Raw genomic sequence first — 25,625 nt, 5'->3', positions numbered from 1 at the left:
AAGCCGCCTCCCTACGCAGCTCGGGAAGGCTGCCGTCCGCATCTGTTGGGCGGACCGTGTCAGAAGGTTTCCGCGAAGTCGTCTTCCTTGCGTAGCAGCCGGTCTCGTACGTCCTTGGGGATCATCAGCTTCATGTAGACGCGCGGGGCTCGTACGCCCTTCACCTTCGTCCGCTTGATCACGCACTTCACGCCGACCCGGAGTAGATCGGCGGCCATGGCCTCCATGCCGCCTTCCTCCCAGTGGCTACGGAACGACTTTCCGTTGTGTACGGCCACCCACCGGTCCTTGGTCGACTCGGGGTCGATGGTCTCCAACTGATTGATGAGGTCGTCCAGTGTCTTCTCAGCCTGCTCCTTGGTGAAGCACGTCTTCGTGAAGCGGCCTCCCGGCTCCAGCCCGGTCATGTAGTACCCAATGGACTGTTCGAGGCGCTGTTGTTCCTTGCGGGCCTCGGCGCCCTGCCGGTACTCGCGGGTCATGACGGGTTCGTCTCCGAGAACCCTCAGAACGTCGTTGACGAGCTTGCTGTAGATCTCGTCAGGGTTCGGAGCGCCGTGGCCTCCGGCCTTGCACTTGCCGCACCGTAGGTATGAGTAGGACCAATTCTTGACGCGGTTCTGCTGAACAGTCATGTTCGAGCCGCAGTCATGGCAGATCAGGACGCCGAGGAACTTGGTTGCCCCTTCCGGGCGCCGGGTGGGCTGGTTCCTTCCCCGACGGTCGAGGGCCTCCTGAAGGCTGTTGAACTCGTCCTCGGTGAAGATCGGGTCTGCCACGCGGATGGGCTTCGCGTCGCTTCCTAATACGATCTTCGAGCGGCGTACGCCCCCGTTCTTGTCCTCTTCTACGCGGTAGCCCATGAGCGCTGGGTTCCTGAGTCGGCGGAGCTGCGTCGACGCTGTCAGGCCTGATCCGCAGAGGCTGGCACGCACCAGGACCTTGACCATGCGCCGGGCGGAAGCAGGCTTGTCCCGCAAGGCGGCCGTACGGCACCAGTGCAACGCCCGGCGCGCGTCCTCGTCGATGACGAGTACGACCTTGCCGTTCTCGTCCTCCGCCGTTTCGTACCCGTACGCCGGCTTGCCCACGAGCCAGTCGCTCTGTGTCTTGGTGTAGTCCCAGAGGCTCGCTACACGCGTGCTGGTGTTGGCGGCCTCGATCTCGGCGATGCCGCCGATGATCGTGACCATGATCTTCCCGGCCGTGGTGGTCAGGTCGATCGAGTCGTTCTTGGAGACGAGGTTCTTCCTGTACTTCAGGCACCAGTCGATCATGGTGCTGAGGTCGGTGAGCCGCCGTACGAAGCGGTCCAGCTTCCAGAAGAGGATCTCGTCGAACTCCGGCGCCCGGTTGTTGAGCCAGTCCCCGAGCTCCTTGCGCTTCCACGGTGGGACCTTCGTGGCCGACACGTTGAGGTCGCTGGCCACGCCGACGACTCGGCAGCCGCGGTCCAAGGCCAGCCTGCGCAGGTCGAGCTCCTGGCGGACCGGTGACGTCGTGTCGTCGGTGAGGACGGACAGCCGCACGGACAGCAGGGCCCGTGGTGCGTCATCAGGTAGGGCTGCCTCCGTCTTCTTCAGCTTCTCCAAGAGTGCTAAGTCGGCCTCGGTCCACTCGGCCTCGACCTCGTACTGCCGCCGGTCGGTCGCCCGGCGGGTCCTGGCTCGTTTCCCCATGTCGAGGACGGTAGCGCGGATTTGGGCTTGTCGGTATATGGCGGCAGATGGACACGAGTATCCAGATCGGTCCGACGGGCAGGAAGCTGCTGCCCCTGACCGTCAAGTCACCCGCGGCCGGCGAGCACGCCCACTGAGGTGAGTCGGTGGGGAGCCCGGACGTTCCGGCCGGGCGGGGCACCTCCTGTGCGGGAGGTGCCCCGGAGGCGTTCCGGCCGGCCGAGGACTCTCAGCGGTTGATCATGTCCCGGGTCTGGGCGTAGACCGTGGCGTCATTGAGCAGGCCCGTGTGGCTGAGGCAGGCGGTCCTGGTGTTGGCCGCGCCGGACAGGGCGACGGTGGTGTCCGGGTTGATCACCGTGTCGCAGGGCGACCACCAGGTGGCGTAACGGGACGAGCCCGGTGTCTCGTCGCCGGAGTTGAGGGCGGCGAGGAAGCCGGAGCCGATGCGCATCTCGGTGCAGGAGGTGTCGAAGCAGCCGTTGGCGCTGTCGGTGCCGTGATTCGGTCCTCCGAGTGACACCCAGGCGTCGACCTTGGACGTCCCGCCGAGGTTCTTCAGGAAGTACCGCGAGGAGAGCCCTCCCATCGAGTGGCTGACGATGTCGACCTTGGTGGCGCCGGTGGCCGCGAGGAGACGGTCGACCTCGGTGGACAGCTGCTGGGCGGTCGTGGCGTTGGACTGGCGCCAGTCGTAGGACCACTGGTCGAGGTGCGACGAAGGCCAGCCGTCGGTGCTGAAGCGGTCCGCCATGGTGTTCCAGTTGCCGGCGGAGCCGGTGTAGCCGTGGACGAAGAGGACGGGGTCGCTGGTCGGGCCGAAGGCGGAACTGCCCGACGCCGCCTGGGCGGGAAGGGAGGCCTGCACGGCGAGCAGCGCGCCGGCCGCGACTGCGGCCGCGCTCGCGAGGAATGTGTTCACGGGAAGACTCTCGGGTGGGGTGCGGGACGGCGCTCGTCAGCGCGGCCCACGGTGGGGAGGACACCGGTGTCATCGAGGGTGACGTGAGCGTACTGACCGGTAGGTACGGGTGGTCAAGAGGCGTGCGCGGGATTCTTCCGCTCCGGCCGGGTGTCACGGAGTGAAGAGGTCCGTCAGGTAGGTCGGTTCGGCCTCGATGTCCGCGTAGCGCCCGGTCTCCTTCGACCAGGCGATGTTCCCCGCGGTGAGTGCGTGGAAGTCCCCGACGCAGCGCAGCGCGTCCTCGACGACGTCGTCGGCGAGGCCGGCGCGGGTCAGCCGCCCGGGCAGGACCTGCTCGAGGTCGAGGATCCGCTGGACGTGTCCGGCCTGCATCACGGCCACGCGTTCCGCCGCCTCCTGGAGGCTGCACCGGTGGTGGTGACGGATGACCGTGACGGCGTTGAAGGCGTAGTCGTGCGCGAGTTCCTTGCGCAGCGAGTAGAGGTCGTTGATGCAGGCGTTCGCGTAGATCACCGCCTCCCGCATGTCCGCGAAGGACGGGTGTGCGTGCAGGTGGTCGGGCAGGTCGACGCCGGTGCCGATCTCCACCAGGTCCAGGACGGCGTCGAACGCGAACGAGGCGCGTCGGTGGGCGAGATATTGCTGCAGGCCGGGTACGCGGCCTTCCTCCCGATGGATCATCTCGGCCCGGTAGCTGTCGAAGTACCACAACAGGTGCGGGGTGAACCTTCGCTGCCATGCTGGGGAACGTACGGCCGTCGTGCGGTGCCACAGATCGGCCAGGGAGCGTGCGAGCCGCCCGTCCGTCACGGTTCCGTCGAGGACGGCGAACAGCGGCCCGAACGCCTCCCGCCACCGCTCGGGCTGGTAACCGCGCACCGGGTCGTCGTCGAACTGGTCGTCCAGCTGGAACAGCCACGCGTTCCACTGGGTGATCAGTGTCAGGGCCTCACGCGAGGCGTTCGGGCACAGCCACGCGGTGAGCCGGTCCACACGAGTGCGCTGCACATGGCGACGTGCCTCCTCGGTGGGCACCAGACCGAACTCGTCCAGCCAGGCCTCCGTGGCCACCGTGGCCTCCCGGAGTTCCGGATTGAGCGCCGCCGGTACGGGTATGCGCAGGTCCGGAATTCGGAAAGTGTCCATGCGTCAGCTCGCTTCTCCGTGAATCCGCCATGCGCGACGCCCGGTTCGGTGCCGGTGCGGCATGGTGGGGCGCGCGTATGGAGTATGACCGGACAGTCCCAGCCGTCGACGTAAATTACCGTGCCCGCGGACGGCGTTCGACAGCGGTCCCGGTGGCGTCCGGGCCGTTCAGACGGGCCAGGAGCAGAGCGACGTCGTCACCCACGCCGTGGGCCTTCTGCGTGTGGGCGAGGAGTTCGTCGACCACGGTCTCCAGGTCCGCCGTGGCAGCGCCCGCCAGGCCCTGGAGGAACCTCTCGGTGCCCTGGTCGATGTCCTTGTTCACCGCCTCGAGCAGACCGTCGGTGGTCAGTGCGAGCACGCTGCCCGGGGCGATGCGCAGGCGGGTGGTCGGGTACCGCTGCTCCCGGTCGATCCCCAGGGGCAGGCCGCCCGGGACCTCCAGGAGGCGCGGCGGCGCGTCGGGGGCGATGAGCGCCGGGGCCGGATGCCCGGCTCGGCACGCCCGGAGCGTTCCGTCGGTGGGGTCGAGTGCGATGTAGCAGCATGTGGCGAACAGGGCCCGGTCCGGGTCGGTGTTCAGTTCGGCCAGCAGGCGGTTGGTGCGCTCCAGGACCGCTGCCGGCGGGTGTCCTTCGTTCGCGTAGGCGTGCACGGCGGTGCGCAGCCGCCCCATGAGGGAGGCGGCGTGAACGCTGTGTCCCTGTACGTCTCCGATGACCAGTGCCACGCCGCCGTCGGGCAGGCTGATGGCGTCGTACCAGTCGCCGCCGATCCACATGCCGGAGGTGGCGGCCTGGTAGCGGGCGGCGATGGTCACGCCCGGTGCCGTGAGCGGCCCGCGCGGCAGCATGCCGCGCTGGAGTTCGGTGGCCAGCGCGTGTTCCGACTCGTACAGGCCGGCTCGCTCCAGTGACTGGGCGAGCAGTCCCATGGCGGCGACCAGGATGGCCCGCTCCTCGGGCTGGAACTCCTGCGGCTCGGGGAAACTGACGAGGCAGGAACTGACGCGGCCGCGCGAGTCCGTGAGCGGCAGTGCCGCCCACGCCTGCGGGGCCGGCGGCGCGAGCGGTGCCAGGTGCGGGAAGTCGGTGATCAGTGCGTCCGTGGAGCCGATGAGGACGGGCGCCCCGGTGTCGAGTGACTCCTCCACGAGGGTGCGGGCCGTGGCGTCGGGGACGCGCGGGGGACCCTCGCCCTGCTCGTCGTCCGCGCACGAGGCCACCACGGTCAGGCGGTCTCCCTCCGGGGCGATCACCGCCAGTGCGTCCGCTCCGAAGGTGCGCAGTCCTGCCTGGGCGGCGGCCATGATGTCCTTGACCGTCACCGCGGCGGCCAGGGCCGCGGTCAGCTCCCGCATCCGGCGGTCACGGGTGGCGCGCTCGTACAGCCGCCGCTTCTCCGCCTCGTGGCGCTCGTGGACGGCCGTGGTGTCCATGACCACACCGACCATGCGGGCCGGCAGCCCGTCGGCGCCGGGCAGGACGCGGCCCCGGGCTTCCAGGGACCGGTGCATGCCGTCGGCGGAGGTGACGCGGTACTCGATCTGGTAGTTGCCGCAGGACTGCGCTATCTGGCCCAGGGCGTCGCGCACGTCGGCCAGATCGGACTCGTGCACCGCGGCCAGGAAGCTCGAGATGTCCGATGGGCCGTTCTCGGGCATGTCGTGCAGCGCGAGGGTGAGGGGGTCGCAGCTCACCTCGCCCGTGGCGATCTCCCAGGAGAAGAATCCCGCCTGCACGATACTCGCGCTGGCCTGGAAGGCGCCGCTGTCGGCCTCGCTGTCCCGGAATGCGGCAGTTCGCACCGGCCCGGCGTCTTTCACTGGATCTCCCTGTCGCGGCGTGGACTACTTCCCTCCGAGCGATCAACGATGCTTGACCGGGTGGGCCACGCATCGCTGTGGGGGACCGACGGGGACCGGCCAGTGGCGAGTCTCCCCCGCTCTTCGGGGAAGACGGCCCGGCCGGCCCGGCTGTGGCCGGATCCTGCGCATGCTAGTGACTTTCCGGATCTTGCGCCAGACACCAGCGGGCGGACCGCCCCGGTACTGAGGCGGGTGAGCGGGAAAGCGGCCCCCGTCGACGGCGGGGGCCGCTTTCCCGTGGTCGGGCCGGGTGCTACGGGACCTCGCGGCCGTACGGGCGGATGCGGTGGCGGGGGGCGACCGTGCGGCGGGGTGGACGGGTGAGGGTGATCTGGCGGACCAGTTGCTGGAAGCAGGCCAGTGCGGCGACGCCCGGCAGGGCCGCGGCGGCCGTGTCGGTGATGGTGCGGGGGGCCTGGGCGACGCAGAGCAGGACCGCGACGGAGGAGAAGAGCAGGACGACGAACCAGGAGTGCAGGGCGCGTCGTTGGTGGAGTGCCGCGCGCAGGATGGACAGCGAGCCCGCCAGCCAGGGGCCGTAGACCAGGATGGGCCACCAGGCCGACGACGTGCCGCTGCTGTGCGCCGTGGTGACGAGGAGCAGGGGTTCGTAGGTGACCACGCCGCTGAAGACGCTCACCATCGACACGGTGACCGCTGCCATCGCGGCGATGACATAACTGGCGGCGCGCAGCGCGTCGGGGCGTTTGCGCGGGGGTTTGCGGTGTCCGCGCGGGGCCGCCCGCAGGGGTGGCAGTTCGGCCGTGAGCTCGTGCAGGTTGCCCATGGGGGTGCCGGCGGGGGGTGCGGTGACCGAGGCCTCCTCGCGCGGGGGCGGCACGGTTCTGCCGTACTCCTCGCTGCGGGCCTCCTGGAGCAGATAGGCCAGTTCCTCGGCGGGGTCCCAGGGCGGGACGGCCCCTTCCATCGCCGGGTCCCAGGGCGGGACGGCCGGTGCTACGGGCTCCGCGTAGACGGCTCCGGCCCGGTGCCGTCCGGTGCCCGCGTCGTTGAACTGGTCCGGGACGTCGGCGCTGTACCAGAGAGGGTCATAGCGTTCGTCATTCATGTCAGAATTGATTCATCGGGCCGGTGGAAGTATTCAACAGCGTTGATTCAACGTGCAGTTGGGGTGGCCCTGACCTGCTTGCCTTCATGTAGCGACTAACGGCGGCCGTTTCACTTGGATGCGTGGCGAACGAGTGAATGGCCGGGCGGTAAATGGCTTTGTACAAGCCTAGTAATTCCCTTTTTTGCGACTGGCGTTCAGCGTATGAGGGGTCGTGTCGCGGGCGTGGGGTGCCTGGCGGATCCTGAACGACACGGTGTTCCGGCCGGCCGGCCGGGCGGGCGTTGCTGTGGGTGGGGCGTGCGGTGTTCGTGTGGCCGTCGGTGGGGCTGTGGCGGTACGTGCTCGTCCCGCTGGGCGGAGCCGTGACCTGGCTCTGATCGGCACGGGTCTGTACCGGACCGCCCGGATCCTGCTGGTGCTGCCCGCGCTCGCGGTGTGGCGCCGGGTCCTGGCGCCGGCGGGGCGGGCCCTGGGAACCCTCCTGCGGTGGATCTTCGTGGAACCGGTGCGGTGGGTGTACCGGAGTGTGCTGGTCCCCGCGGGGTACGTGGTGCGTGACGCCGTACTGCGGCCGGCCGTCGAGGCCGCCCGCGCGTCGGTCCGGCAGACCCGTGCCGACGTCCGCGGGACGCTGTTCGGCGCACCGCTGAAACCGCAGGTCGCACACCGGCGGGAACCTCCCGGCGCGGAGGCACGTACTCTTGGTAGCAGTACGACCGCTCTCACGAAGGACTGAAGAACACTGGGCAAGCGACAGCCCGAAGGCCCGCCGCCCGCACCCGCGGTGCAGCGCATCCGACTGCGTTACACCAAGCGCGGCCGCCTCCGGTTCACCAGCCACCGTGACTTCCAGCGTGCCTTCGAGCGCGCGTTGCGCCGCGCCGAGGTGCCGATGGCGTACTCGGCGGGGTTCACGCCGCACCCGAAGGTGTCGTACGCCAATGCCGCACCCACCGGCACGGGCAGTGAGGCGGAGTACCTGGAGATCGCGCTCACCGAGCCGCGCGACCCCGAGCGGCTCCGGGCCCTTCTCGACGAGTCGATGCCCGCCGGGCTCGACATCGTCGAGGCGGTCGAGGCCCGCACGTCCGGCCTCGCCGACCGGCTCACGGCCTCCGTGTGGGAGCTGCGGCTGGACGGCGTCGGTCCCGAGGACGCCCACCGCGCGGTGGACGCCTTCACCGCGGCCCCCGCCGTCGAGGTCCAGCGCCGGACCAAGAACGGCGTCCGCACCTTCGACGCCCGTTCCGCGGTCGTGGGCCTGGAGAGCGCGGAAACGCACTCCTCGCCGGCCGATAGGCCGACCGACCGGCCCTGTGCGATACTGCGGCTGGTTGTTCGGCACGTGACGCCTGCCGTACGACCCGACGACGTCCTGTCCGGTCTCCGCGCCGTGGCCGACCTGGCGCCGCCGGTCCCCGCAGCGGTGACCAGGCTGGCGCAGGGGCTGCTCGATGAAGAGACCGGCACGGTGACCGACCCGCTCGCGCCCGACCGCGAGGCAGCAGCGACCGAGCCGCATCCGGCCGGCGCCACTGCCGCCGCGACGGCGCCGGCGTAAGGAAGGTCCCGCGTAGGGACGGACGTCGTAAGCGCCGCCCAGGAACTCGGGAGCCACCTGGGTCGGGCAGCGCACCGACCAGAAGACTTTCGCCAGGCCGTACGCATTCGGCGTACGGAACCGGTGAGACAGGACACAGAGAGCTCCCGTGCGGCGCCCGCGCCCCGGACGGCGGTAACCGCGCACCGCGCGAGCCGCGGACGTCACCGGCATCGCCGGACCAGGTGCGGCGCCCGGGAGCCTGACGGGAGAAACGCCCGCATGCTCGAACCGATCGAGCCCACCGAGGGCTCCGAACCGAACACCCCGAGCGACACCCTGCCGCCGAGGCGGCGGCGCCGTGCCGCATCCCGCCCGGCGGGCCCGCCCGCCGCCACGGCCGGGACGACGGCCGAGACCGTCGCGCCGGCCATACCGGCCGCGGAGACCGCCGACACCCCGCAGGCGTCCGAGCCCGCCGCTCCCGCGCAGGACGAGGAGAGCGCCGCGGCGAAGACGGAGACCGAGGCCCCCGCGCCCCGGCGTCGCCGCGCGGTGCGCCGCGCGGCCGCGCCCGCCGGTGCGCCCGCGTCCGCTGAGGCCGCCGAGACCGTCGTACCGGCGGCTCCGGCCGTGTCCGGGACCACCCCGGCTTCCGAGCCGGCCGGCGCCGACTCCTCCGAGGACGCCGCTCCCCGGCGCACCCGCCGTCGCGCGACGCGCAGCGTGACCTCGCCGACGGAGACCACCGAGGCGGCCGTGACCACCGAGGCGGCCGAAGCCGCGTCCGAGGCTCCTGAGGTCCCCGTGGCCGCGGCAGCCGTCCAGGCCGACGAGGCCACCGAGGACGCGGCCCCGCGCCGCACCCGTCGCCGCGCGACGCGCACGGTGACCTCACCCACGGAGCCGGCCGAGGCCCCCGCGGCCGCCGAAGCCCTTGAGGCCCCCGAAATCCCCGAAGCCACCGAGGCCACCGAAACCCCGGAGATCACCGAAGACGCCGCTCCTCGCCGCACCCGTCGCCGCGCCTCGCGACGTGCATCGGCTCCCGCCGGTACGCCGGAGACCGCCGGGACGGCGGAGGGAGACGCGGGGGAGACCGCGCAGGCCGCCCCGACCGCCGAGGAGGCCCCGGTGACCGAGAACGAGAAGCAGAACGAGAAGCAGACGGAGACCCCCGTCGAGGCGCCCGCCGCCGAGGCCGGGCAGGCCCCCGCCGAGGAGGCCGCCCCGCGCCGCCGCCGCCGCGTCGTGCGCAAGGCGGCCGCCGGGTTCGCCGAGCCCGCGCGTACGGCACGGGCCGCCGCGACCGAGGAGACGGAGGGCTCGCCGCGCCGCCCCGCGCGCCCGGCCGTCGCCGTCTTCCAGCCGCCGGTGTTCACCGAGCCCCGCTTCCAGACCCCGGAGCGGGCCGCCGCCGAGGCGGCGGCCGAGGTCGCCGAACCGGTGGAGCCGGAGGAGGAGACCGAAGAGTTCCAGGAGGAGCAGCCCGCCGCCTCCCGCCGCCGGCGTCGTCGCCGGGGCGCGGGTGACGAGACCGAGGCCGCCGCGCCGGCCGCCGAGGCCGCCGCCGAGGACGAGGCGGAGGAGGCCGAGGAACAGGCCGACGCCGACGCCGACGCCGAGGACGAGTCCGCCGGTTCGCGCCGCCGCCGTCGCCGCGGTGGCCGTCGCCGCCGGCGTGGTGAGAACGCCGACTCCGACGGTGAGGGCGGCGAGTCCGGGGACGAGGACGCCGACACCGAGCAGGTCGCCGCCGAGCAGGCCGCCCAGGACGCCGAGGACACCGCCGAGCAGGCGGAGGAGGACGCCGAGGACCGCGAGGACTCCGGCGGTTCCAGCAGCAGCCGGCGCCGTCGTCGGCGCCGTCGCCGGGCCGGTGACAGCGGTGGCGAGGGCGAGCCCACCACCGACGACCCCGAGCGCACCGTCGTCAAGGTGCGTGAGCCGCGCAAGGCCGCCGAGCCGTCGGACGAGGTGCAGTCCATCAAGGGCTCCACGCGTCTGGAGGCCAAGAAGCAGCGCCGCCGCGAGGGCCGCGAGCAGGGCCGCCGCCGTGTGCCGATCATCACCGAGGCCGAGTTCCTGGCCCGCCGTGAGGCCGTCGAGCGCGTGATGGTGGTGCGTCAGTACGGCGACCGTACGCAGATCGGCGTCCTGGAGGACGGGGTGCTCGTCGAGCACTACGTCAACAAGGAGCAGGCCACCTCGTACGTCGGCAACGTCTACCTCGGCAAGGTGCAGAACGTGCTGCCGTCGATGGAGGCCGCCTTCATCGACATCGGCAAGGGCCGCAACGCCGTGCTCTACGCCGGTGAGGTGAACTTCGAGGCGCTCGGCATGTCGGGCGGCCCGCGCCGCATCGAGTCCGCGCTGAAGTCCGGCCAGCCGGTCCTGGTCCAGGTGACCAAGGACCCGATCGGCCACAAGGGCGCCCGCCTCACCAGCCAGGTCTCCCTCCCGGGCCGCTACCTCGTGTACGTCCCCGAGGGCTCGATGACCGGCATCAGCCGCAAGCTGCCCGACACCGAGCGGGCCCGGCTGAAGACCATCCTCAAGAAGATCGTCCCCGAGGACGCGGGCGTCATCGTGCGCACCGCCGCCGAGGGAGCGAGCGAGGACGAGCTGCGCCGCGACGTCGAACGGCTCCAGGCGCAGTGGGAGGAGATCAAGAAGAAGTCCAAGAACGGCGGCAGCGCGCCGACGCTGCTGTACGGCGAGCCGGACATGACCGTCCGGGTCGTGCGGGACATCTTCAACGAGGACTTCTCCAAGGTCGTCGTCAGCGGTGACGACGCCTGGGAGACCATCCACGGGTACGTTTCCCACGTGGCGCCGGACCTGGCCGGCCGGCTGTCCAAGTGGACCAGCGAGACCGACGTCTTCGCCACGTACCGGATCGACGAGCAGCTCGCCAAGGCGCTGGACCGCAAGGTCTGGCTGCCGAGCGGCGGTTCGCTGGTGATCGACCGGACCGAGGCGATGGTGGTCGTCGACGTCAACACCGGCAAGTTCACCGGTCAGGGCGGCAACCTCGAGGAGACGGTCACCAGGAACAACCTGGAGGCGGCCGAGGAGATCGTGCGTCAGCTGCGGCTGCGCGACCTCGGCGGCATCATCGTCATCGACTTCATCGACATGGTGCTGGAGTCCAACCGGGACCTGGTGCTGCGGCGCCTGCTCGAGTGCCTGGGCCGCGACCGTACGAAGCACCAGGTCGCCGAGGTCACGTCGCTCGGCCTGGTGCAGATGACCCGCAAGCGGGTCGGCCAGGGCCTGCTGGAGTCGTTCTCGGAGACCTGCGTCCACTGCAACGGGCGCGGCGTCATCGTGCACCTGGACCAGCCGGCCGCCGCCGGCGGTGGCGGCAAGCGCAGGAAGCGGGCGCGGGCCGGCGCGGCGGAGCAGCCGCACGAGCACGAGGCGGCCGAGGGCGTCGAGACGGCCGAGCAGGAGGCGGAGGCGGAGTCGGTGGCCGAGGTCGCCGCCGAGGCCGCCGAGCCGGCCGCGCTTCCGGCCCCGGAGTTCACTCCGGACGAGGAGCTGTACAGCAGCGCCGCCGAGGCGGAGGCCGCGGCCACCCGCGGGCGTACGCGGCGCCGGGCGAGCCGGCGGGTGTCCGCTCCCGCGGGCGCCCCGAAGCGGGAGGCCGCCAAGGCCGACCGGCAGAGGGCCGAGGAGCCCGCGCGGGCCGGGGATGCCGCCGAGACGGAGGCCCCGACGGCGCAGGACGTCACGGCCGCCGAGGAGGCCGCGCGTCCGGTGCAGCCGGAGACGGCCGCCGAGGCGCTGGCCGAGCCCGCCGCCGTGGAGGACGCGGTGGTCCCGGAGCCGGCCGCCGAGGAGGCCGCCCCCAAGGGCCGCACGCGTCGCCGCGCCACGCGCAAGGTGTCCGCGCCGGCCGGTTCCCCGGCGGGAGCGGAGGCCGCGGTGGTGACGGTCGCGGAGACCGCGAGGACGGAGGAGACGCCGAAGGCCGAGGAGGCCCCCGCCGGGACAGCCGCCCCGGCGGAGGCGGCGGCCCCGGCGGAGCCCGAGGCCCCGGCCCGCCCGCGCCGCCGCGCGGTGCGCAAGCCGAGCACGTCCACCGCGTCCGAGGACACGGCCGTCGTGGTCGTCCCGTCGGCCCCCGCCGAGGAGCCGAGGCCGTCCGCGGAGCCCGCGGAGGAGTCCGGGGAGCCCGTCGGCGAGGGTGAAGCCGCTCCGGCCAAGAAGACCGCCCGCAAGGCGGCCAAGAAGGCCACGGCGAAGAAGGCCGCCACCAAGAAGACGACGACGGCCAAGAAGACCGCCGCCAAGAAGACGACGGCCAAGAAGGCGGCGAAGACCACCAAGGCGGCCGCCGCCAAGACGACGGCCAAGAAGGCGGCGTCGAAGAAGACCGTGGCCGCGGACCAGCAGTCGCCGTCCTCGGTCACGGCCGTGACCGACGAGGGCTGAGCGGACGTCTACGCTGTGTGGTCCTGTCCCCCGTGGACAGGACCACACCCTTTCCCAGGGGCCGCGCCCACCGCGTGCGGACGCGCCCGTCACACAGTTCTGCCGCCGAGATGACACCACCTCCCCGACTCGGTCGGACCCGGGGAACGTAAGGAGAAACCCGCGATGATAGGCCTCGTGCTTGCGGCCGGCGCCGGACGCCGTCTGCGCCCCTACACCGATACGCTTCCCAAGGCGCTGGTGCCGGTGGGCGCGGAGGGCGACCCGGACGGGGTGACGGTCCTGGACCTGACCCTCGCCAACTTCGCCGAGGTCGGGCTGACCGAGGCCGGGATCATCGTCGGGTACCGCAAGGAGGCCGTGTACGAGCGCAGGGCGGCCCTGGAGCGGAAGTACGGCCTGAAGCTCACGCTCATCGACAACGACAAGGCCGAGGAGTGGAACAACGCCTACTCGCTGTGGTGCGGCCGTGACGCCCTGAAGGACGGGGTGATCCTCGCCAACGGCGACACCGTGCACCCGGTGTCGGTGGAGAGGACGCTCCTGGCCGCGCGCGGCGACGGCAGGAGGATCATCCTCGCGCTGGACACGGTGAAGAAGCTCGCCGACGAGGAGATGAAGGTCGTCGTCGACCCGGACAAGGGGATGACGCGGATCACCAAGCTGATGGAGCCGGCCGAGGCGAGCGGTGAGTACATCGGGGTCACGCTCATCGAGGGCGGGGCGGCCGGGGAGCTGGCCGACGCGCTGAAGGCGACCTTCGAGCGGAACCCGCAGCTGTACTACGAGGACGGCTACCAGGAGCTGGTGAACCGCGGCTTCCGGATCGACGTGGCACCGATCGGTGACGTCGCGTGGGTCGAGATCGACAACCACGACGACCTCGCGCGCGGGCGGGAGATCGCGTGCCAGTACTGACCCGGCTCATCCCCTCGCCGGTGGTCGTGGACATCCGCCCGGGTGCCCTCGACGACCTGGCGAGCGTCCTCGCGGACCAGCGGATCTCGCAGTCGGGCCGCCTCGCCATCGCCGTCAGCGGCGGATCGGGAGCCCGGCTGCGCGAACGGCTGTCGCCGACCCTGCCGGGGGCCGACTGGTTCGAGGTCGGCGGGGGCACCATCGACGACGCGGTCCGGCTCGCCGACGGGATGAAGTCCGGCCGCTACGACGCGGTCGTCGGGCTCGGCGGCGGCAAGGTCATCGACTGCGCGAAGTACTCCGCGGCACGCATCGGGCTGCCCATGGTCGCCGTGGCCACCAACCTCTCCCACGACGGCATCTGCTCGCCCGTTTCCATCCTGGACAACGACGCGGGCCGCGGCTCGTACGGCGTGCCCATGCCCATCGCGCTGCTCATCGACCTCGCGGTGATACGCGAGGCGCCGATCCGCTTCGTGCGCTCGGGCATCGGGGACGCGTTGTCGAACATCTCCGCCGTCGCGGACTGGGAGCTGTCCCACCGTGTCAATGGCGAGAAGGTCGACGGCCTCGCGGCGGCGATGGCGCGGCAGGCCGGCGAGGCCGTGCTGCGCCACCCCGGGGGCTGCGGCGACGACGGGTTCCTGACCGTGCTGTCCGAGGGCCTGGTGCTGTCGGGCATCGCCATGTCGATCGCGGGCCACACCCGGCCCTCCTCGGGGGCCTGCCACGAGATCAGCCACGCGATCGACCTGCTGTACCCCAAGCGTGCCGCCAGCCACGGCGAGCAGGTAGGGATCGGTGCGGCGTTCGCCATGCATCTGCGGGGCGATCCGGAAAGCTCCCGGATCATGGCCGACGCGCTGCGCCGGCACGGCCTCCCGGTCGTGGCGCGGGAGATCGGCTTCAGCGACGAGGAGTTCGTCCGCGCCGTGGAGTTCGCCCCGGAGACCCGTCCGGGCCGGTACACGATCCTGGAGCACCTGGACCTGACGCCGGAGCGGATCAAGGACGCCTACACGGACTACGTCGCGTCGGTCACGGCCTGAGGAAGGGGGTCCGGTTTGACCCCCGTGGGCCGGGCCCCGTAACCTTGACCGTCGGCGTGTCCATCTGGACCGCCACATCCCCGTAAACCTCATCCTCCCGGACGCGGGCCGCGACCGGGAGAGGTCGTCCGCGTGTGTACGTGGGCGGCTGGCCTGCGGGGGTGCCGTTCTTCGAGTGAGAGAGTGAGATCCGCGTGTACGCCATCGTGCGCAGCGGTGGTCGCCAGCACAAGGTTGCTGTCGGCGACATCGTCGAGGTTGACAAGATTTCCACCGCCAAGGTCGGCGACACGGTCGAGCTCTCGACCCTGCTCGTGGTCGACGGCGACGCCGTGACCAGCGACCCGTGGGTCCTGGCCGGCATCAAGGTCCAGGCCGAGGTCGTGGACCACCACAAGGGCCAGAAGATCGACATTCTGCGCTACAAGAACAAGACCGGCTACCGCCGTCGTCAGGGCCACCGCCAGCAGTACACGGCGATCAAGGTCACTGAGATCCCCGCGGCTGCGAAGTAAGGGACTGAGGAGAGATGGCACACAAGAAGGGCGCATCGTCCACCCGCAACGGTCGTGACTCCAACGCTCAGCGCCTCGGCGTCAAGCGCTTCGGCGGTCAGGTCGTCAACGCGGGCGAGATCCTGGTCCGCCAGCGCGGCACCCACTTCCACCCGGGCGCCGGCGTCGGCCGTGGCGGCGACGACACCCTGTTCGCGCTGCAGGCCGGTTCGGTGCAGTTCGGCACCAACCGTGGCCGCAAGGTCGTGAACATCGTTCCGGTCGCCTGATCCAGGCCTTTCGACCGTACGTTTCGCGAGGCGGACCTCACTTCCCGGTCGGGAAGGCGGGTCCGCCTTTCGCGTGTTACCCAAGAAGCACCGACGTACGTACGCGCGTACGACCCATCGTCTCTGGAGGCACCCCTCATGACCACCTTCGTGGACCGCGTCGAGCTGCATGTCGCCGCGGGTAACGGAGGTCACGGCTGTGCCTCCGTCCATCGCGAGAAGTTCAAGCCGCTCGGCGGGCCCGACGGCGGGAACGGCGGACGCGGCGGCGATGTCATCCTCACCGTCGACCAGTCCGTGACCACCCTGCTCGACTACCACCACTCGCCGCACCGCAAGGCCACCAACGGCAAGCCGGGCGAGGGCGGGAACCGGTCCGGCAAGGACGGGCAGGACCTGGTCCTCCCCGTGCCGGACGGCACCGTGGTGCTCGACAGGGCGGGCAACGTGCTGGCCGACCTCGTCGGCCACGGCACCTCGTACGTCGCCGCCCAGGGCGGACGCGGCGGACTCGGGAACGCCGCCCTCGCCTCCGCGCGGCGCAAGGCGCCCGGATTCGCGCTCCTCGGCGTGCCGGGGGACCTCCAGGACATCGTGCTGGAGCTCAAGACCGTCGCGGACGTGGCGCTCGTGGGGTATCCGAGCGCCGGGAAGTCGTCCCTGATCTCCGTGCTCAGCGCCGCGAAGCCGAAGATCGCCGACTACCCCTTCACCACGCTCGTGCCCAACCTCGGTGTCGTGACCGCCGGTTCGACCGTCTACACCATCGCCGACGTGCCGGGACTGATCCCGGGGGCCAGCCAGGGCAGGGGGCTGGGCCTGGAGTTCCTGCGCCACGTCGAGCGGTGCAGCGTGCTGGTGCACGTGCTGGACACCGCCACCCTGGAGTCCGACCGCGATCCCGTCTCCGACCTCGACATCATCGAGGAGGAGCTGCGGCAGTACGGCGGTCTCGACAACCGGCCGCGGATCGTCGTCCTCAACAAGATCGACGTGCCGGACGGCTTGGACCTCGCCGAGATGGTGCGGCCGGACCTCGAGGCGCGCGGCTACCGCGTCTTCGAGGTGTCGGCCGTCGCCCACACCGGGCTGCGGGAGCTGTCCTTCGCCCTGGCCGAACTGGTGGCCGCGGCGCGCGCGGCCAAGCCGAAGGAGGAGGCGACCCGGATCGTCATCCGGCCCAAGGCCGTGGACGACGCCGGCTTCACCGTCACCCGCGAGGAGACCGGCGGGGAGCCGCTGTTCCGGGTGCGCGGCGAGAAGCCCGAACGCTGGGTCCGCCAGACCGACTTCAACAACGACGAGGCCGTCGGTTACCTCGCCGACCGGCTCAACCGCCTCGGTGTCGAGGGGGAGCTGATGAAGGCCGGCGCCCGCTCCGGCGACGGCGTGGCCATCGGCCCCGAGGAGAACGCGGTCGTCTTCGACTGGGAGCCGACCGTCACCGCCGGTGCGGAGATGCTCGGCCGCCGAGGTGAGGACCACCGCTTCGAGGCGCCCCGTCCGGCCGCGCAGCGGCGGCGCGACCGCCAGGCCGAGCGGGACGAGTCCGAGCGCGAGTACGACGACTTCGAGCCGTTCTAGACCGGCGGACGCCTTCACAGGCGGTGCCCCGGGCCGAGCCACGTGCCGCCCGGGGCACCGCCATTTCGCTTTACTCTCAAGTGAGTTGATGGAACATCAGTTGTTACAAGACCTTGCTCCGGCTGACGGGTTCCCGACATGGTACGGGTGACATCGGGAGCTACCGTGACATGTACCGACGAGACCCGCGCCCCGACGAGTGCCGGACCTCGGCGGGCGTAGCAACGCCGCTCATGGGGGACGCATGGACATCGAGCCCGGACACGGGCCCACCGTCTCGGTGGTCATACCGGTCTACAACGCGAGTGACCACCTCGAGGAATGCCTGCGGTCCGTCGCGGACCAGTCCTTAGGATTCGGGAACGTCGAGATCGTCGCCGTGGACGACGCCTCCACGGACGGCAGCGGAGCGTTACTCGACGCCTGGGCCGCACGTCACCCCGGCCGGGTCAGAGTCGTACGGCTCGAGAAGAACTCCGGCGCCCCGGGCGGCCCCCGCAACCGGGGCATCGACATGGCCACCGGTGAGTTCCTGTTCTTCGCGGACCCCGACGACTACCTCGGCACCGAGGCGCTGGAGCGGATGGTGGAGGCCGCCCGGCGCAACGACTCGGACGTGGTCCTCGGACGCATCCGGGGGGTGGGCCGCAAGGCCCCGGTCACACCGTTCCGCAAGAACGTCGAGGGCGGGGACGTCTTCTCCTGCAAGGCCGTGTGGACCCTGACCGCGCACAAGCTGTTCCGGCGCTCCCTCGTCACGGAGCACCGGCTGCGCTTCGCCGAGGGCGTCAGGCTGGCCGAGGAGCAGATGTTCGTCGTCCCGGCCTATCTGCACGCCCGGTCGATCTCCGTCGTCGCGGACTACGACTGCTACCACCTGGTCCACCGGGACGGCTTCGCGCACCTGACGCTGGAAGTCCCCGAACCCGGCCCCTTCTACGCCAATGTGCGCGACGTACTGGACGTGGTGGTGGCACACGTCCCGCCCGGCAGCCGCCGCAACAGCCTGCTGTACCGCTGGCTCACGCTGGAGATACTCGGCCGTTTCAAGGAGCCCTTCGCCGCGTTGCCGGAGGAGACCCGCGTGCGGCACGTGGAGCTCGCCGGGCAGCTGCTGCGCGAGTACATGCCCCGGGAACTTGTGGCCGAACTCCCGGCGCTCTCCCGGCTGCGCTGCCTGCTGCTGACCGAGGGGCTGGTGGAGGAACTCACCGGGCTGTGCGCACTGGTGCCCCGGCCGCGGACCGAGCCCGTACCGGAGAACACGCCCCCCGGGCCGGCGCCCCGTCCGCGCAGGCGTCTGCGGCGCCGGATCCGCGCCCTGACCGCCGCGCTGGCCGACCGGGCGCGTCCGGCCCGCAGGGCAGGGCGCTGACCCGGGCGGGACCCGGGAGACGGGCGGGGAAAAGGGCGACGGCCGGGCGTGTCCGCCCGGCCGTCGCCCTGTGTGCCGCCCGGGAACCGCCGGTCCCCGGGCGGCGCACCCCGCTCAGATCTCCTTGGCCTGCTCGATCATCCGGTCCACGACCCGCTTGGAGGCGTGGCCGTCGTCCAGATCGCAGAACAGGTGGTGGAACCGTGCGAAGCGCTCCTCGTACTCGGCGGACACCTTGTCGATGTCGCGGATCGCGGTGACCAGCTCCTCGGAGGTGGCGATCAGCGGACCGGGTGAGTCCTTCTCGAAGTCGAAGTAGAAGCCGCGCAGCGTGTCCCGGTAGTGCTCCAGGTCGTACGTGAAGAACAGCATGGGCCGCTTCAGATGGGCGTAGTCGAACATCACGGACGAGTAGTCCGTGATCATCATGTCCGCCGCCAGGTACAGGTCGGCGATGTCCGGGTACTCCGAGGCGTCCCACACGAAGCCGTTGCCGGCCCCGGGCACGGCGTCGACGACGTTGGAGTGGCGCCGGATCAGCAGCACGTGGTCCTCACCCAGGCGGCGACGGGCGTCCTCGAGGTCGATCCGCAGATCGAACAGGTACTGCCCGGCGCTGTGCGACTGGTCGTCCCGCCAGGTCGGCGCGTACAGCACGACCTTCTTCCCGCTCGGGATCCCGAGCGTCTGCCGCACCTTCTCCGCGATCTTGTCGCGGTCGGGCGAGTACAGGTAGTCGTTGCGCGGGTACCCGGCCTCGAAGATCTCTCCGTCGTACGAGAAGGCCCGCTTGAGGATCGGCGTGGAGAACCGGTTCGAGGAGACGAGCAGACTCCAGTTCTTGGCCTCGAGCGCCAGACGGTTCTGGTACTCGCGGTCGAAGTACAGCGTCTCGATGTCGTGGCCGATCTTCTTCAGCATCGTGCCGTGCCAGGTCTGCACGATGACCTGACCGGGCCGGCGCTCCACCCATTCGGGCAGGTGCCCGTTGGTGACGATGTACCGGGAGGTGGCCAGCGCCTCGAACCACTCGCGGCCCCACATGCGGACCTTCTCCGCGGTCGGCGGCAGCACCACCTGGCCGTCGCGCACGGCCCACAGGAACTTCATGTCGCTGCCGCGGCGCAGCAGTTCCTCGTGCATCGCCCGCGGGCTGTCGGAGTACTGCTTGCCGTTGTAGCTGAGGAAGAACACCTGGTCGCGCAGCGGCTCCCGGCGGCCCGTCGCATACACCTCGCGGCGCATCTGGAGCTGCCGGTACGGGCCGCGCTCCAGTTCTCCGAGCTCGGACCGGCAGTTGAGCTGGGGGTAGTCGCTCCAGCGGTTCTCGAACCAGTAGCGGCGGCCGCCCAGCTCGCTGTGGAGCGGGAACTGCGGCAGCGCGAGCCGGTCGATGACGAACTGGGCGTCCGGGACGTCCGGGTTCGAGGAGCGCAGCAGCAGGTTCCAGCGGCCCGCCTTCAGCGGCACCTGACCGGAACCGCCCATCACCGACGGGTCGAAGGCCACGGTGAACGTGCCCTCCTCGGACCAGTTGACGGTCGCCGTGCGCTCGTCGAAGCGGTTGGTCGCCTTGAGGACCAGGTCGGAGCCCAGCAGTTCCCGGCTGCCGTGGCCGCGCACCACGAGCTGTCCGTTCTCCAGGCCGATCCCCGAGATCACGGCGCGGCGCGTCCGGCCGGTGATCTTCAGATAGCCGTTGTGACCGGACGACACGGAGATCTCCCGGTGGGCACCCGCCTCACCGAAGGAGGCCGGGAGGCCGAAGGACAGGTCCTCCAGCCCTTCCCGTACCACACTGCTGAACTGGCGCTCCGTGCCGTCCGGGGCGGTGGCCACCAGGACCGTGCTCCACCGGCGGCGGTCCGGCTGCGCCTGGTCGTCGACCGTGCTGGTGCTCAGCAGGGCCACGTCCTCGAGCGGGACCCGGGTACGGAACGTCGTGCCGCCGCCCTGCCGCACCACCTCGACGGGGTAGGTGCGCACCTCGCCGCTCTTGTTGTGGCTCAGGCGGAACGTCACGGTCTCGCCGGTCTTCAGCGGCTCGCGGATGTCACCGCTGACCTCCACCGCGTCGCCGTCCAGCCGGCGGTCGGTGATCAGGGCGCGGACCTTCTCGACGCGCAGCTTCAGCGCGCTGCGCTCGACGCTCGGCAGCAGCCGGTAGTCGTCGTCGAGCCACTGGTACGGCGGGAAGTTCGCCGCCGAGCCGCCACGGGCCCAGATGCCGCTGCGCCGCACCAGTCCGGAGGCGTAGACGTTGATGCCGACGTGCCAGAGGCCCTCCTGCCACGTGCCGCCCTTGCGCAGCTTCGCGGGGTCGAGGGCGAGTTCCCAGCCGGCCCAGTCGTAGTTGTACCGCTGCTGGCCGGAATCGGTGGTGCACTCCGGGCGGTGGACGTTCCTGGCCGGCAGGAAGACGCGCCGGCGGGAACCGTGCCGCTTGAGCTGGACGATCTTGACGCTGCTCCGCTTGGTCGACACGTCGATCTTGTCGATGTAGGCGTCACCGGAAAGCACCAGCTTGCCGTCCTGCCAGGTGACCGAACGCAGCGGTGCGCGGAGGTTGAGGTCGCCGTCGATGCGCAGGGCCGACTTCGGCAGGTCGAAGCCGCTCTCGTCGAGTGTGCGGAAGCTCGCGTACTTGCGGAAGGTCCCGGAGACCTCCACCGGCTCCTTGCGGCGCTGCGAGGCCAGCAGTGCGATCAGCTCGGGCATGGCGTGCTTGCGGACCAGGAGCCACTGCACCCGCAGATCCGTCGGCAGACCCATGACGATCTTGGGGTCCACCATGTCGAGGTAGCGGTTGGTGGCTTCCAGGAACGCCTCGTGGAACTCCGCCGTGGCGTCCGGCAGCACGCGCATGAACAGCCGCAGGTCGTCGCGGAGCACCCGGTCGTCGTACTGGCGCTTGTACTCGGCGAACTCCGGGCCGGCCTGCTGGGCGAGGTAGTCGCTGACCATGCTCACCGCGGTGACGCGGTCGCGGACGGCCTGCGGCTCCTTGCGACGCTGGGTGATCGAGGGAGCCGACTCGCCCTCGCGCAGCCGCCAGAAGTAGGTCGGCTCACCGATGATGTCGACGGCCTCCGCCCGGTAGTGGGCGGGCAGCACCACGGGGATGTCCTCGTGCAGGATCCCCTCCGGGAAGACGAAGCCCTCCTTCTCCCAGAAGCTCCGCCGGAAGATCTTGTTGCAGGCGATGCGGTCGGCGATGAGCTTCGGGTTCCTGGATATGTGGGTACGCCTGCGGGCCTCACCGGCGAGCATCTTCAGCAGGGGCACCTGCCACGTCTTCTCGCCCTTGAGGTGGAAGACGTTGCCCGTGGCGAAGTCCGAGCCGGACTCGTCCAGGCTGGCCAGCATCTGCCGGTAGGCGTCCGGCGGGATGAGGTCGTCACTGTCGACGAAGGTCAGGTACTCCGACGCGTCCGACAGGTGCTGGATGCCGGTGTTGCGGGCCGCGCCGAGGCCGGCGTTCTCCTTGCGGATGAGCTTGAACCGCTCGTCGCGGTTCGCGTACGCCTCGGCTATGGCGGCGGAGCCGTCGGGGGAGCCGTCGTCGACCATCAGGACCTCTATGTCCCGGAAGGTCTGCGCGGCGAGCGAGTCCAGGCACGCGGGCAGATAGCGCTCGACGTTGTAGATGGGGACGATGACACTGAGCCGAGGGGCCATGGCTTTTGTGCTCTCCTTTCCGGGGTCAGGCCCGCTCGACCAGTTCGAGCGCCTGGTCGGGGGTCGGTGCGTGGGATCGTTCGGTGAACGGGACGAACGGCAGCATGCTCTCCTCGCCGAGGAAGACGCGCCGGACCACCCTCTCGGCTGCGCGCCCGTCGTCGAACTCGCAGAAACGCCGGCGGAACGCGGCGCGGCGCTCGGTCGCGTCCGGTCCGTCGTACTCCCGCGAGCCGAGCAGGCGGATCAGCTCGGTCTGCGTGGTGGCCACCGCACCGGGCGGCTCCTCCAGCAGGTTGAAGTAGGTGCCGCGGACCGCGGAGTAGATGTCCCAGTCGGGGGCGTAGATGATGATCGGCCGGTCCAGGACCGCGTAGTCGAACATCGCGGAGGAGTAGTCCGTGACGAGCGCGTCCGCGGCCAGGTACAGCTCCTCCACCCGGTCGTGCCCCGACACGTCGACGATGCGGCCGCTGCGGCGCAGCTCGGCGATGTGCGGGGAGTTGCCGTAGAAGTAGTGGCCGCGCATCAGCAGCGTCACGTCGGGGCCCAGCTCGTCGGCGAGGCGCGCCAGGTCGAGGGCCGGAGTGAACCCGGGCTGGTACTCCCGGTGGGTGGGCATGTACAGCACGGCCCTGGTGCCGTCGGCCAGTCCCAGCGCCGCACGGGCCCGGCGGACGTCGTCGGCCGTGGCGTTCACCAGGCGGTCGTTGCGCGGGTAGCCGGTCTCCAGGGACGTGTACGAGCAGGGGTACACGCGCTCCCACACGGCGGTCGAGAAGCGGTTGGAGCTGAGGCTGAAGTCCCAGCGGTCGCACCGCTCGAGCAGCTTGGCGAAGTTCATGTTGGTGGACGCCGGATACTTCTGCTGGTCCAGGCCCATGGTCTTCAGCGGGGTGCCGTGGTGCGTCTGCAGATGGACCTGGCCCTCGCGCTTCACCACCGCGTCCGCGAAGTTCACGTTGTTGACGAGGTACTTGGCGCGCGCCACGGCCGACCAGTACGCGCGGGAACCGACACGGACGTACTCCACGCCCTGGGGCACCCTGTCCACCGCGTCCGCCCGGACGGCCCACACGCGGCGTATCCCGGGGGCGAGGCGGGCGAGTTCGGCGGCGATGGCCGCGGGGTTGCAGGAGACGCTGCGGCTCCAGTAGGCGGAGAACAGCGCGAGGTTCTCGTCGAGCGGGAGTCGCAGCTGCGACTGGTAGTACACGCCAATCGCGCTGCGCCTGGACCGGCTGACCGCGGCCGCCGCGCGGGTCCTGACCCGCCGCCGGAACTTCACGGCCGCGGTGGCACCGGTCAGGGCGGTGTACGCGTCACGCTGCAGCATCGCGTACTTGTGGCCGCGGCCGCCCTCCGGGCGCTGGAACCCCTCGGGCAGGTGCGCGCGGTAGTCGGCCGAGGCCCGGTGGAAGAACTCGGCGCGGGACGACTGCGGCAGCCGGCCGGGACGTTCGAGCACGGTGAGGTAGTGGTCGACCATCTTGCGGAACAACGGCCCGCGCCATTCGTCGAGTTCCGGGCGCGCGGCGATGAAGTCGAAGACCCGGGCGTACTGGTCGAAGACGTCGAAGTGCTTGCGGCTGACCGTCTTCAGGATGTTGCCGCCCTCACGGCGCTGCCGGTACAGGACGCAGACGCGGTCCAGTACGGCGATGCGCTCGGCGCTGATCAGCGAGCAGAACGTCCAGGGGGCGTCCTCGTAGTACCCCGGCGGGAAGGTGAGGCCGGTGCGGGAGATGAAGTCGCGGCGGTAGGCCTTGTTCCAGACGATCTGGAGCAGATCGAGCAGCTCGGGGCGGTCGGCGAGGCGGAAGACGTCCGGGCCCTCGCTGCTGAGCAGGTCCGCCCGCTGGTTGGTGCGGACCTCTCCGTCCCAGTAGGTGCGCGCGTAGTCGTAGACGAGTATCTCGGGGTCCCCGGTGGCGTCGAGGCGGTCGGATATCGCCGCCAGCGCACCGTCGGACAACGTGTCGTCACTGTCCAGGAACAGGACGTAATCGCCCTCCGCCCGTTCCAGTCCCGCGTTGCGCGCACGTCCCAGCCCCACATTCTCGGTGAGGTGAATCACATGAATACGCGGGTCTCTCTCCGCGTACTGGTCGAGAATGGCGCCCGATCCGTCCGGCGAGCAGTCGTCGACGGCGATGATCTCGAAGTCCGTGTAGTCCTGGCCGAGCACGGAATCCAGGCACTCGGGCAGATAGCCCTGCACCTTGTACACAGGGACGACGAGGGAGAGTCTGGGCATCCTTACAACCTGTTCCGAGAACTGACCGCGTGCGCTGGGGCTTGGGCTTGGGGCCTGGCCGCGCTCCGGGCATCCATGGACCTGGAGGGCGTCGCCGCATCAGCGTAAAGGATTCATGCGAAGTTTCCGTGGGCGAGGTGGCCGCGCCCTCTGCGGCCGGGTGGCGGCGCAATCGCCCGATTCCAGGAGCTTCCCGTTCCCCGCCGCGCGGACGCCGGGGCCGTGCGGCGGCGCCGAGTTCACGCCGTTCCTCCCCTATGTGTGATCTGCCGGATTCGATTTTCCCCGACTCGCGGAACACTCTGCATGCAGTGACTGCGACCTTGGAGGCATGAGCATGAGCTGGCTGGTCACCGGTGGAGCCGGATACATCGGCGCGCACGTGGTGCGTGCCCTGCGCGACGGCGGCGAGTCCGTGGTCGTCTACGACGACCTGTCCACCGGCAGCGCGGACCGGGTTCCGGACGGAGTGCCCCTCGTCGTCGGCAGCGTCGTGGACCGTGACCTGCTGGAGCAGGCAATTCGTGACCATGCTGTGACAGGGGTCGTGCACATCGCCGCCAAGAAGCAGGTCGGCGAATCGGTGGAGCGGCCGCTCCACTACTACCGCGAGAACGTCACCGGTGTGCAGACGCTCCTCGAGGCCATGTCCGCCACCGGCGTCGGCAAGATCGTCTTCTCGTCCTCCGCCGCCGTCTACGGCATGCCCGACGTGGCGCTCGTCACGGAGGACACCCCGTGCGCGCCGATGAGCCCGTACGGGGAGACCAAGCTCGTCGGTGAGTGGCTGATCAAGGCGGCTGCCACCGCGTACGGCATCCGCGGCGCCTCCCTGCGCTACTTCAACGTCGCCGGCGCCGCGTCCCCGGAGCTGTCCGACACCGGGGTGTTCAACCTCGTCCCCATGGTGTTCGAGCGCCTGGAGGCGGGTGAGTCGCCCCGCATCTTCGGGGACGACTACCCGACGCCCGACGGCACCTGTGTCCGCGACTACATCCACGTCCAGGACATCGCCTCCGCCCACCTCGCCGCGGCCCGTCGCCTCGACGAGGCCCCGGAGGGCACCGCGCTCACGCTGAACATCGGCCGCGGCGAGGGCAGTTCGGTACGCGAGATGGTCGACCGCATCCTCAAGATCACCGGCAACGAGAACGTGGCCCCCGAGGTGACCCCCCGCCGCGCCGGAGACCCGGCCCGCGTGGTGGCCTCGGCGGACCGCATCCGCGAGGAACTGGGCTGGACGGCCCGCCACGGCCTGGACGAGATGATCGACTCGGCGTGGCGGGGCTGGCGGCACCGCCGGTAGACACC

At 70.7% G+C, this 25,625-nt stretch carries 16 protein-coding genes and 1 pseudogene; 10 read left to right on the top strand and 7 right to left on the bottom strand.

Annotated features, from left to right (window positions below):
- Positions 1-59: 59 nt before the first annotated feature.
- The 5 genes from BU52_RS18845 to BU52_RS18825 form a co-directional block, all read right to left on the bottom strand.
- Positions 60-1,679, bottom strand: coding sequence for a recombinase family protein (locus BU52_RS18845; RefSeq protein ID WP_051858365.1), 1,620 nt, complete (start codon positions 1,677-1,679; stop codon positions 60-62).
- Positions 1,680-1,908: 229 nt separating this feature from the next.
- Positions 1,909-2,601, bottom strand: a complete 693-nt coding sequence (locus BU52_RS18840) for an esterase/lipase family protein (protein ID WP_051858363.1) — start codon at positions 2,599-2,601, stop codon at positions 1,909-1,911.
- Positions 2,602-2,754: 153 nt separating this feature from the next.
- Positions 2,755-3,750, bottom strand: a complete 996-nt coding sequence (locus tag BU52_RS18835; protein WP_037935807.1) for a terpene synthase family protein — start codon at positions 3,748-3,750, stop codon at positions 2,755-2,757.
- 115 nt (positions 3,751-3,865) lie between these two features.
- Positions 3,866-5,557, bottom strand: coding sequence for a PP2C family protein-serine/threonine phosphatase (locus tag BU52_RS18830; protein ID WP_157847892.1), 1,692 nt, complete (start codon positions 5,555-5,557; stop codon positions 3,866-3,868).
- A 313-nt stretch (positions 5,558-5,870) separates the two neighbouring features.
- On the bottom strand, positions 5,871-6,686 hold the full coding sequence (locus tag BU52_RS18825; protein ID WP_037935805.1) for an MFS transporter: 816 nt from the start codon (positions 6,684-6,686) through the stop codon (positions 5,871-5,873).
- 266 nt (positions 6,687-6,952) lie between these two features.
- Here BU52_RS18825 and BU52_RS18820 point away from each other — a divergent pair.
- The 9 genes and pseudogenes from BU52_RS18820 to BU52_RS18780 form a co-directional block, all read left to right on the top strand.
- Positions 6,953-7,425 (top strand): annotated as a pseudogene (locus tag BU52_RS18820) (hypothetical protein); the annotation flags it as partial.
- A 48-nt stretch (positions 7,426-7,473) separates the two neighbouring features.
- Positions 7,474-8,250, top strand: a complete 777-nt coding sequence (locus BU52_RS18815) for a TIGR03936 family radical SAM-associated protein (RefSeq protein ID WP_037935802.1) — start codon at positions 7,474-7,476, stop codon at positions 8,248-8,250.
- Positions 8,251-8,511: 261 nt separating this feature from the next.
- Entirely contained in the window at positions 8,512-12,669 is a 4,158-nt protein-coding gene (locus BU52_RS18810) for an Rne/Rng family ribonuclease (RefSeq protein ID WP_037935800.1), read from the top strand.
- Positions 12,670-12,834: 165 nt separating this feature from the next.
- Positions 12,835-13,587 carry a phosphocholine cytidylyltransferase family protein gene (locus BU52_RS18805; protein ID WP_037935798.1) on the top strand — a complete coding sequence of 251 codons (753 nt, stop codon included), beginning with the start codon at positions 12,835-12,837 and terminating at the stop codon, positions 13,585-13,587.
- Positions 13,575-14,636, top strand: coding sequence for an iron-containing alcohol dehydrogenase family protein (locus tag BU52_RS18800; RefSeq protein ID WP_037935797.1), 1,062 nt, complete (start codon positions 13,575-13,577; stop codon positions 14,634-14,636). Before BU52_RS18805 ends, BU52_RS18800 begins: the two co-directional genes overlap by 13 nt.
- Before the next feature lie 194 nt (positions 14,637-14,830).
- Positions 14,831-15,151, top strand: a complete 321-nt coding sequence (gene rplU, locus BU52_RS18795; protein ID WP_004931419.1) for a 50S ribosomal protein L21 — start codon at positions 14,831-14,833, stop codon at positions 15,149-15,151.
- 14 nt (positions 15,152-15,165) lie between these two features.
- The gene (gene rpmA, locus BU52_RS18790) at positions 15,166-15,420 is read left to right on the top strand and encodes a 50S ribosomal protein L27 (RefSeq protein WP_037935795.1); all 255 of its coding nucleotides are present in this window, start codon (positions 15,166-15,168) and stop codon (positions 15,418-15,420) included.
- A gap of 138 nt (positions 15,421-15,558) precedes the next feature.
- Positions 15,559-17,004: a GTPase ObgE gene (gene obgE, locus BU52_RS18785; RefSeq protein WP_037935794.1), complete on the top strand. Its 1,446-nt coding sequence runs from the start codon at positions 15,559-15,561 to the stop codon at positions 17,002-17,004.
- 244 nt (positions 17,005-17,248) lie between these two features.
- Positions 17,249-18,379 carry a glycosyltransferase family 2 protein gene (locus tag BU52_RS18780; RefSeq protein WP_078903318.1) on the top strand — a complete coding sequence of 377 codons (1,131 nt, stop codon included), beginning with the start codon at positions 17,249-17,251 and terminating at the stop codon, positions 18,377-18,379.
- A gap of 114 nt (positions 18,380-18,493) precedes the next feature.
- Here BU52_RS18780 and BU52_RS18775 read toward each other — a convergent pair whose 3' ends face one another.
- Both BU52_RS18775 and BU52_RS18770 read right to left on the bottom strand, forming a co-directional pair.
- Positions 18,494-22,057: a bifunctional glycosyltransferase/CDP-glycerol:glycerophosphate glycerophosphotransferase gene (locus BU52_RS18775; protein ID WP_037935793.1), complete on the bottom strand. Its 3,564-nt coding sequence runs from the start codon at positions 22,055-22,057 to the stop codon at positions 18,494-18,496.
- 25 nt (positions 22,058-22,082) lie between these two features.
- Positions 22,083-24,314, bottom strand: a complete 2,232-nt coding sequence (locus tag BU52_RS18770) for a bifunctional glycosyltransferase/CDP-glycerol:glycerophosphate glycerophosphotransferase (protein ID WP_037935792.1) — start codon at positions 24,312-24,314, stop codon at positions 22,083-22,085.
- A gap of 337 nt (positions 24,315-24,651) precedes the next feature.
- Between BU52_RS18770 and galE the strand changes: the two genes are divergently transcribed.
- A complete protein-coding gene (gene galE, locus BU52_RS18765; RefSeq protein ID WP_037935845.1) occupies positions 24,652-25,620 on the top strand; it encodes a UDP-glucose 4-epimerase GalE in 969 nt (322 codons plus the stop codon).
- Positions 25,621-25,625 lie beyond the last annotated feature (5 nt).

The sequence above is a fragment of the Streptomyces toyocaensis genome (assembly GCF_000725125.1).
GTDB classification, from domain to species: Bacteria; Actinomycetota; Actinomycetes; order Streptomycetales; family Streptomycetaceae; genus Streptomyces; species Streptomyces toyocaensis.
This window is presented reverse-complemented; position numbering and strand designations above follow the sequence as displayed.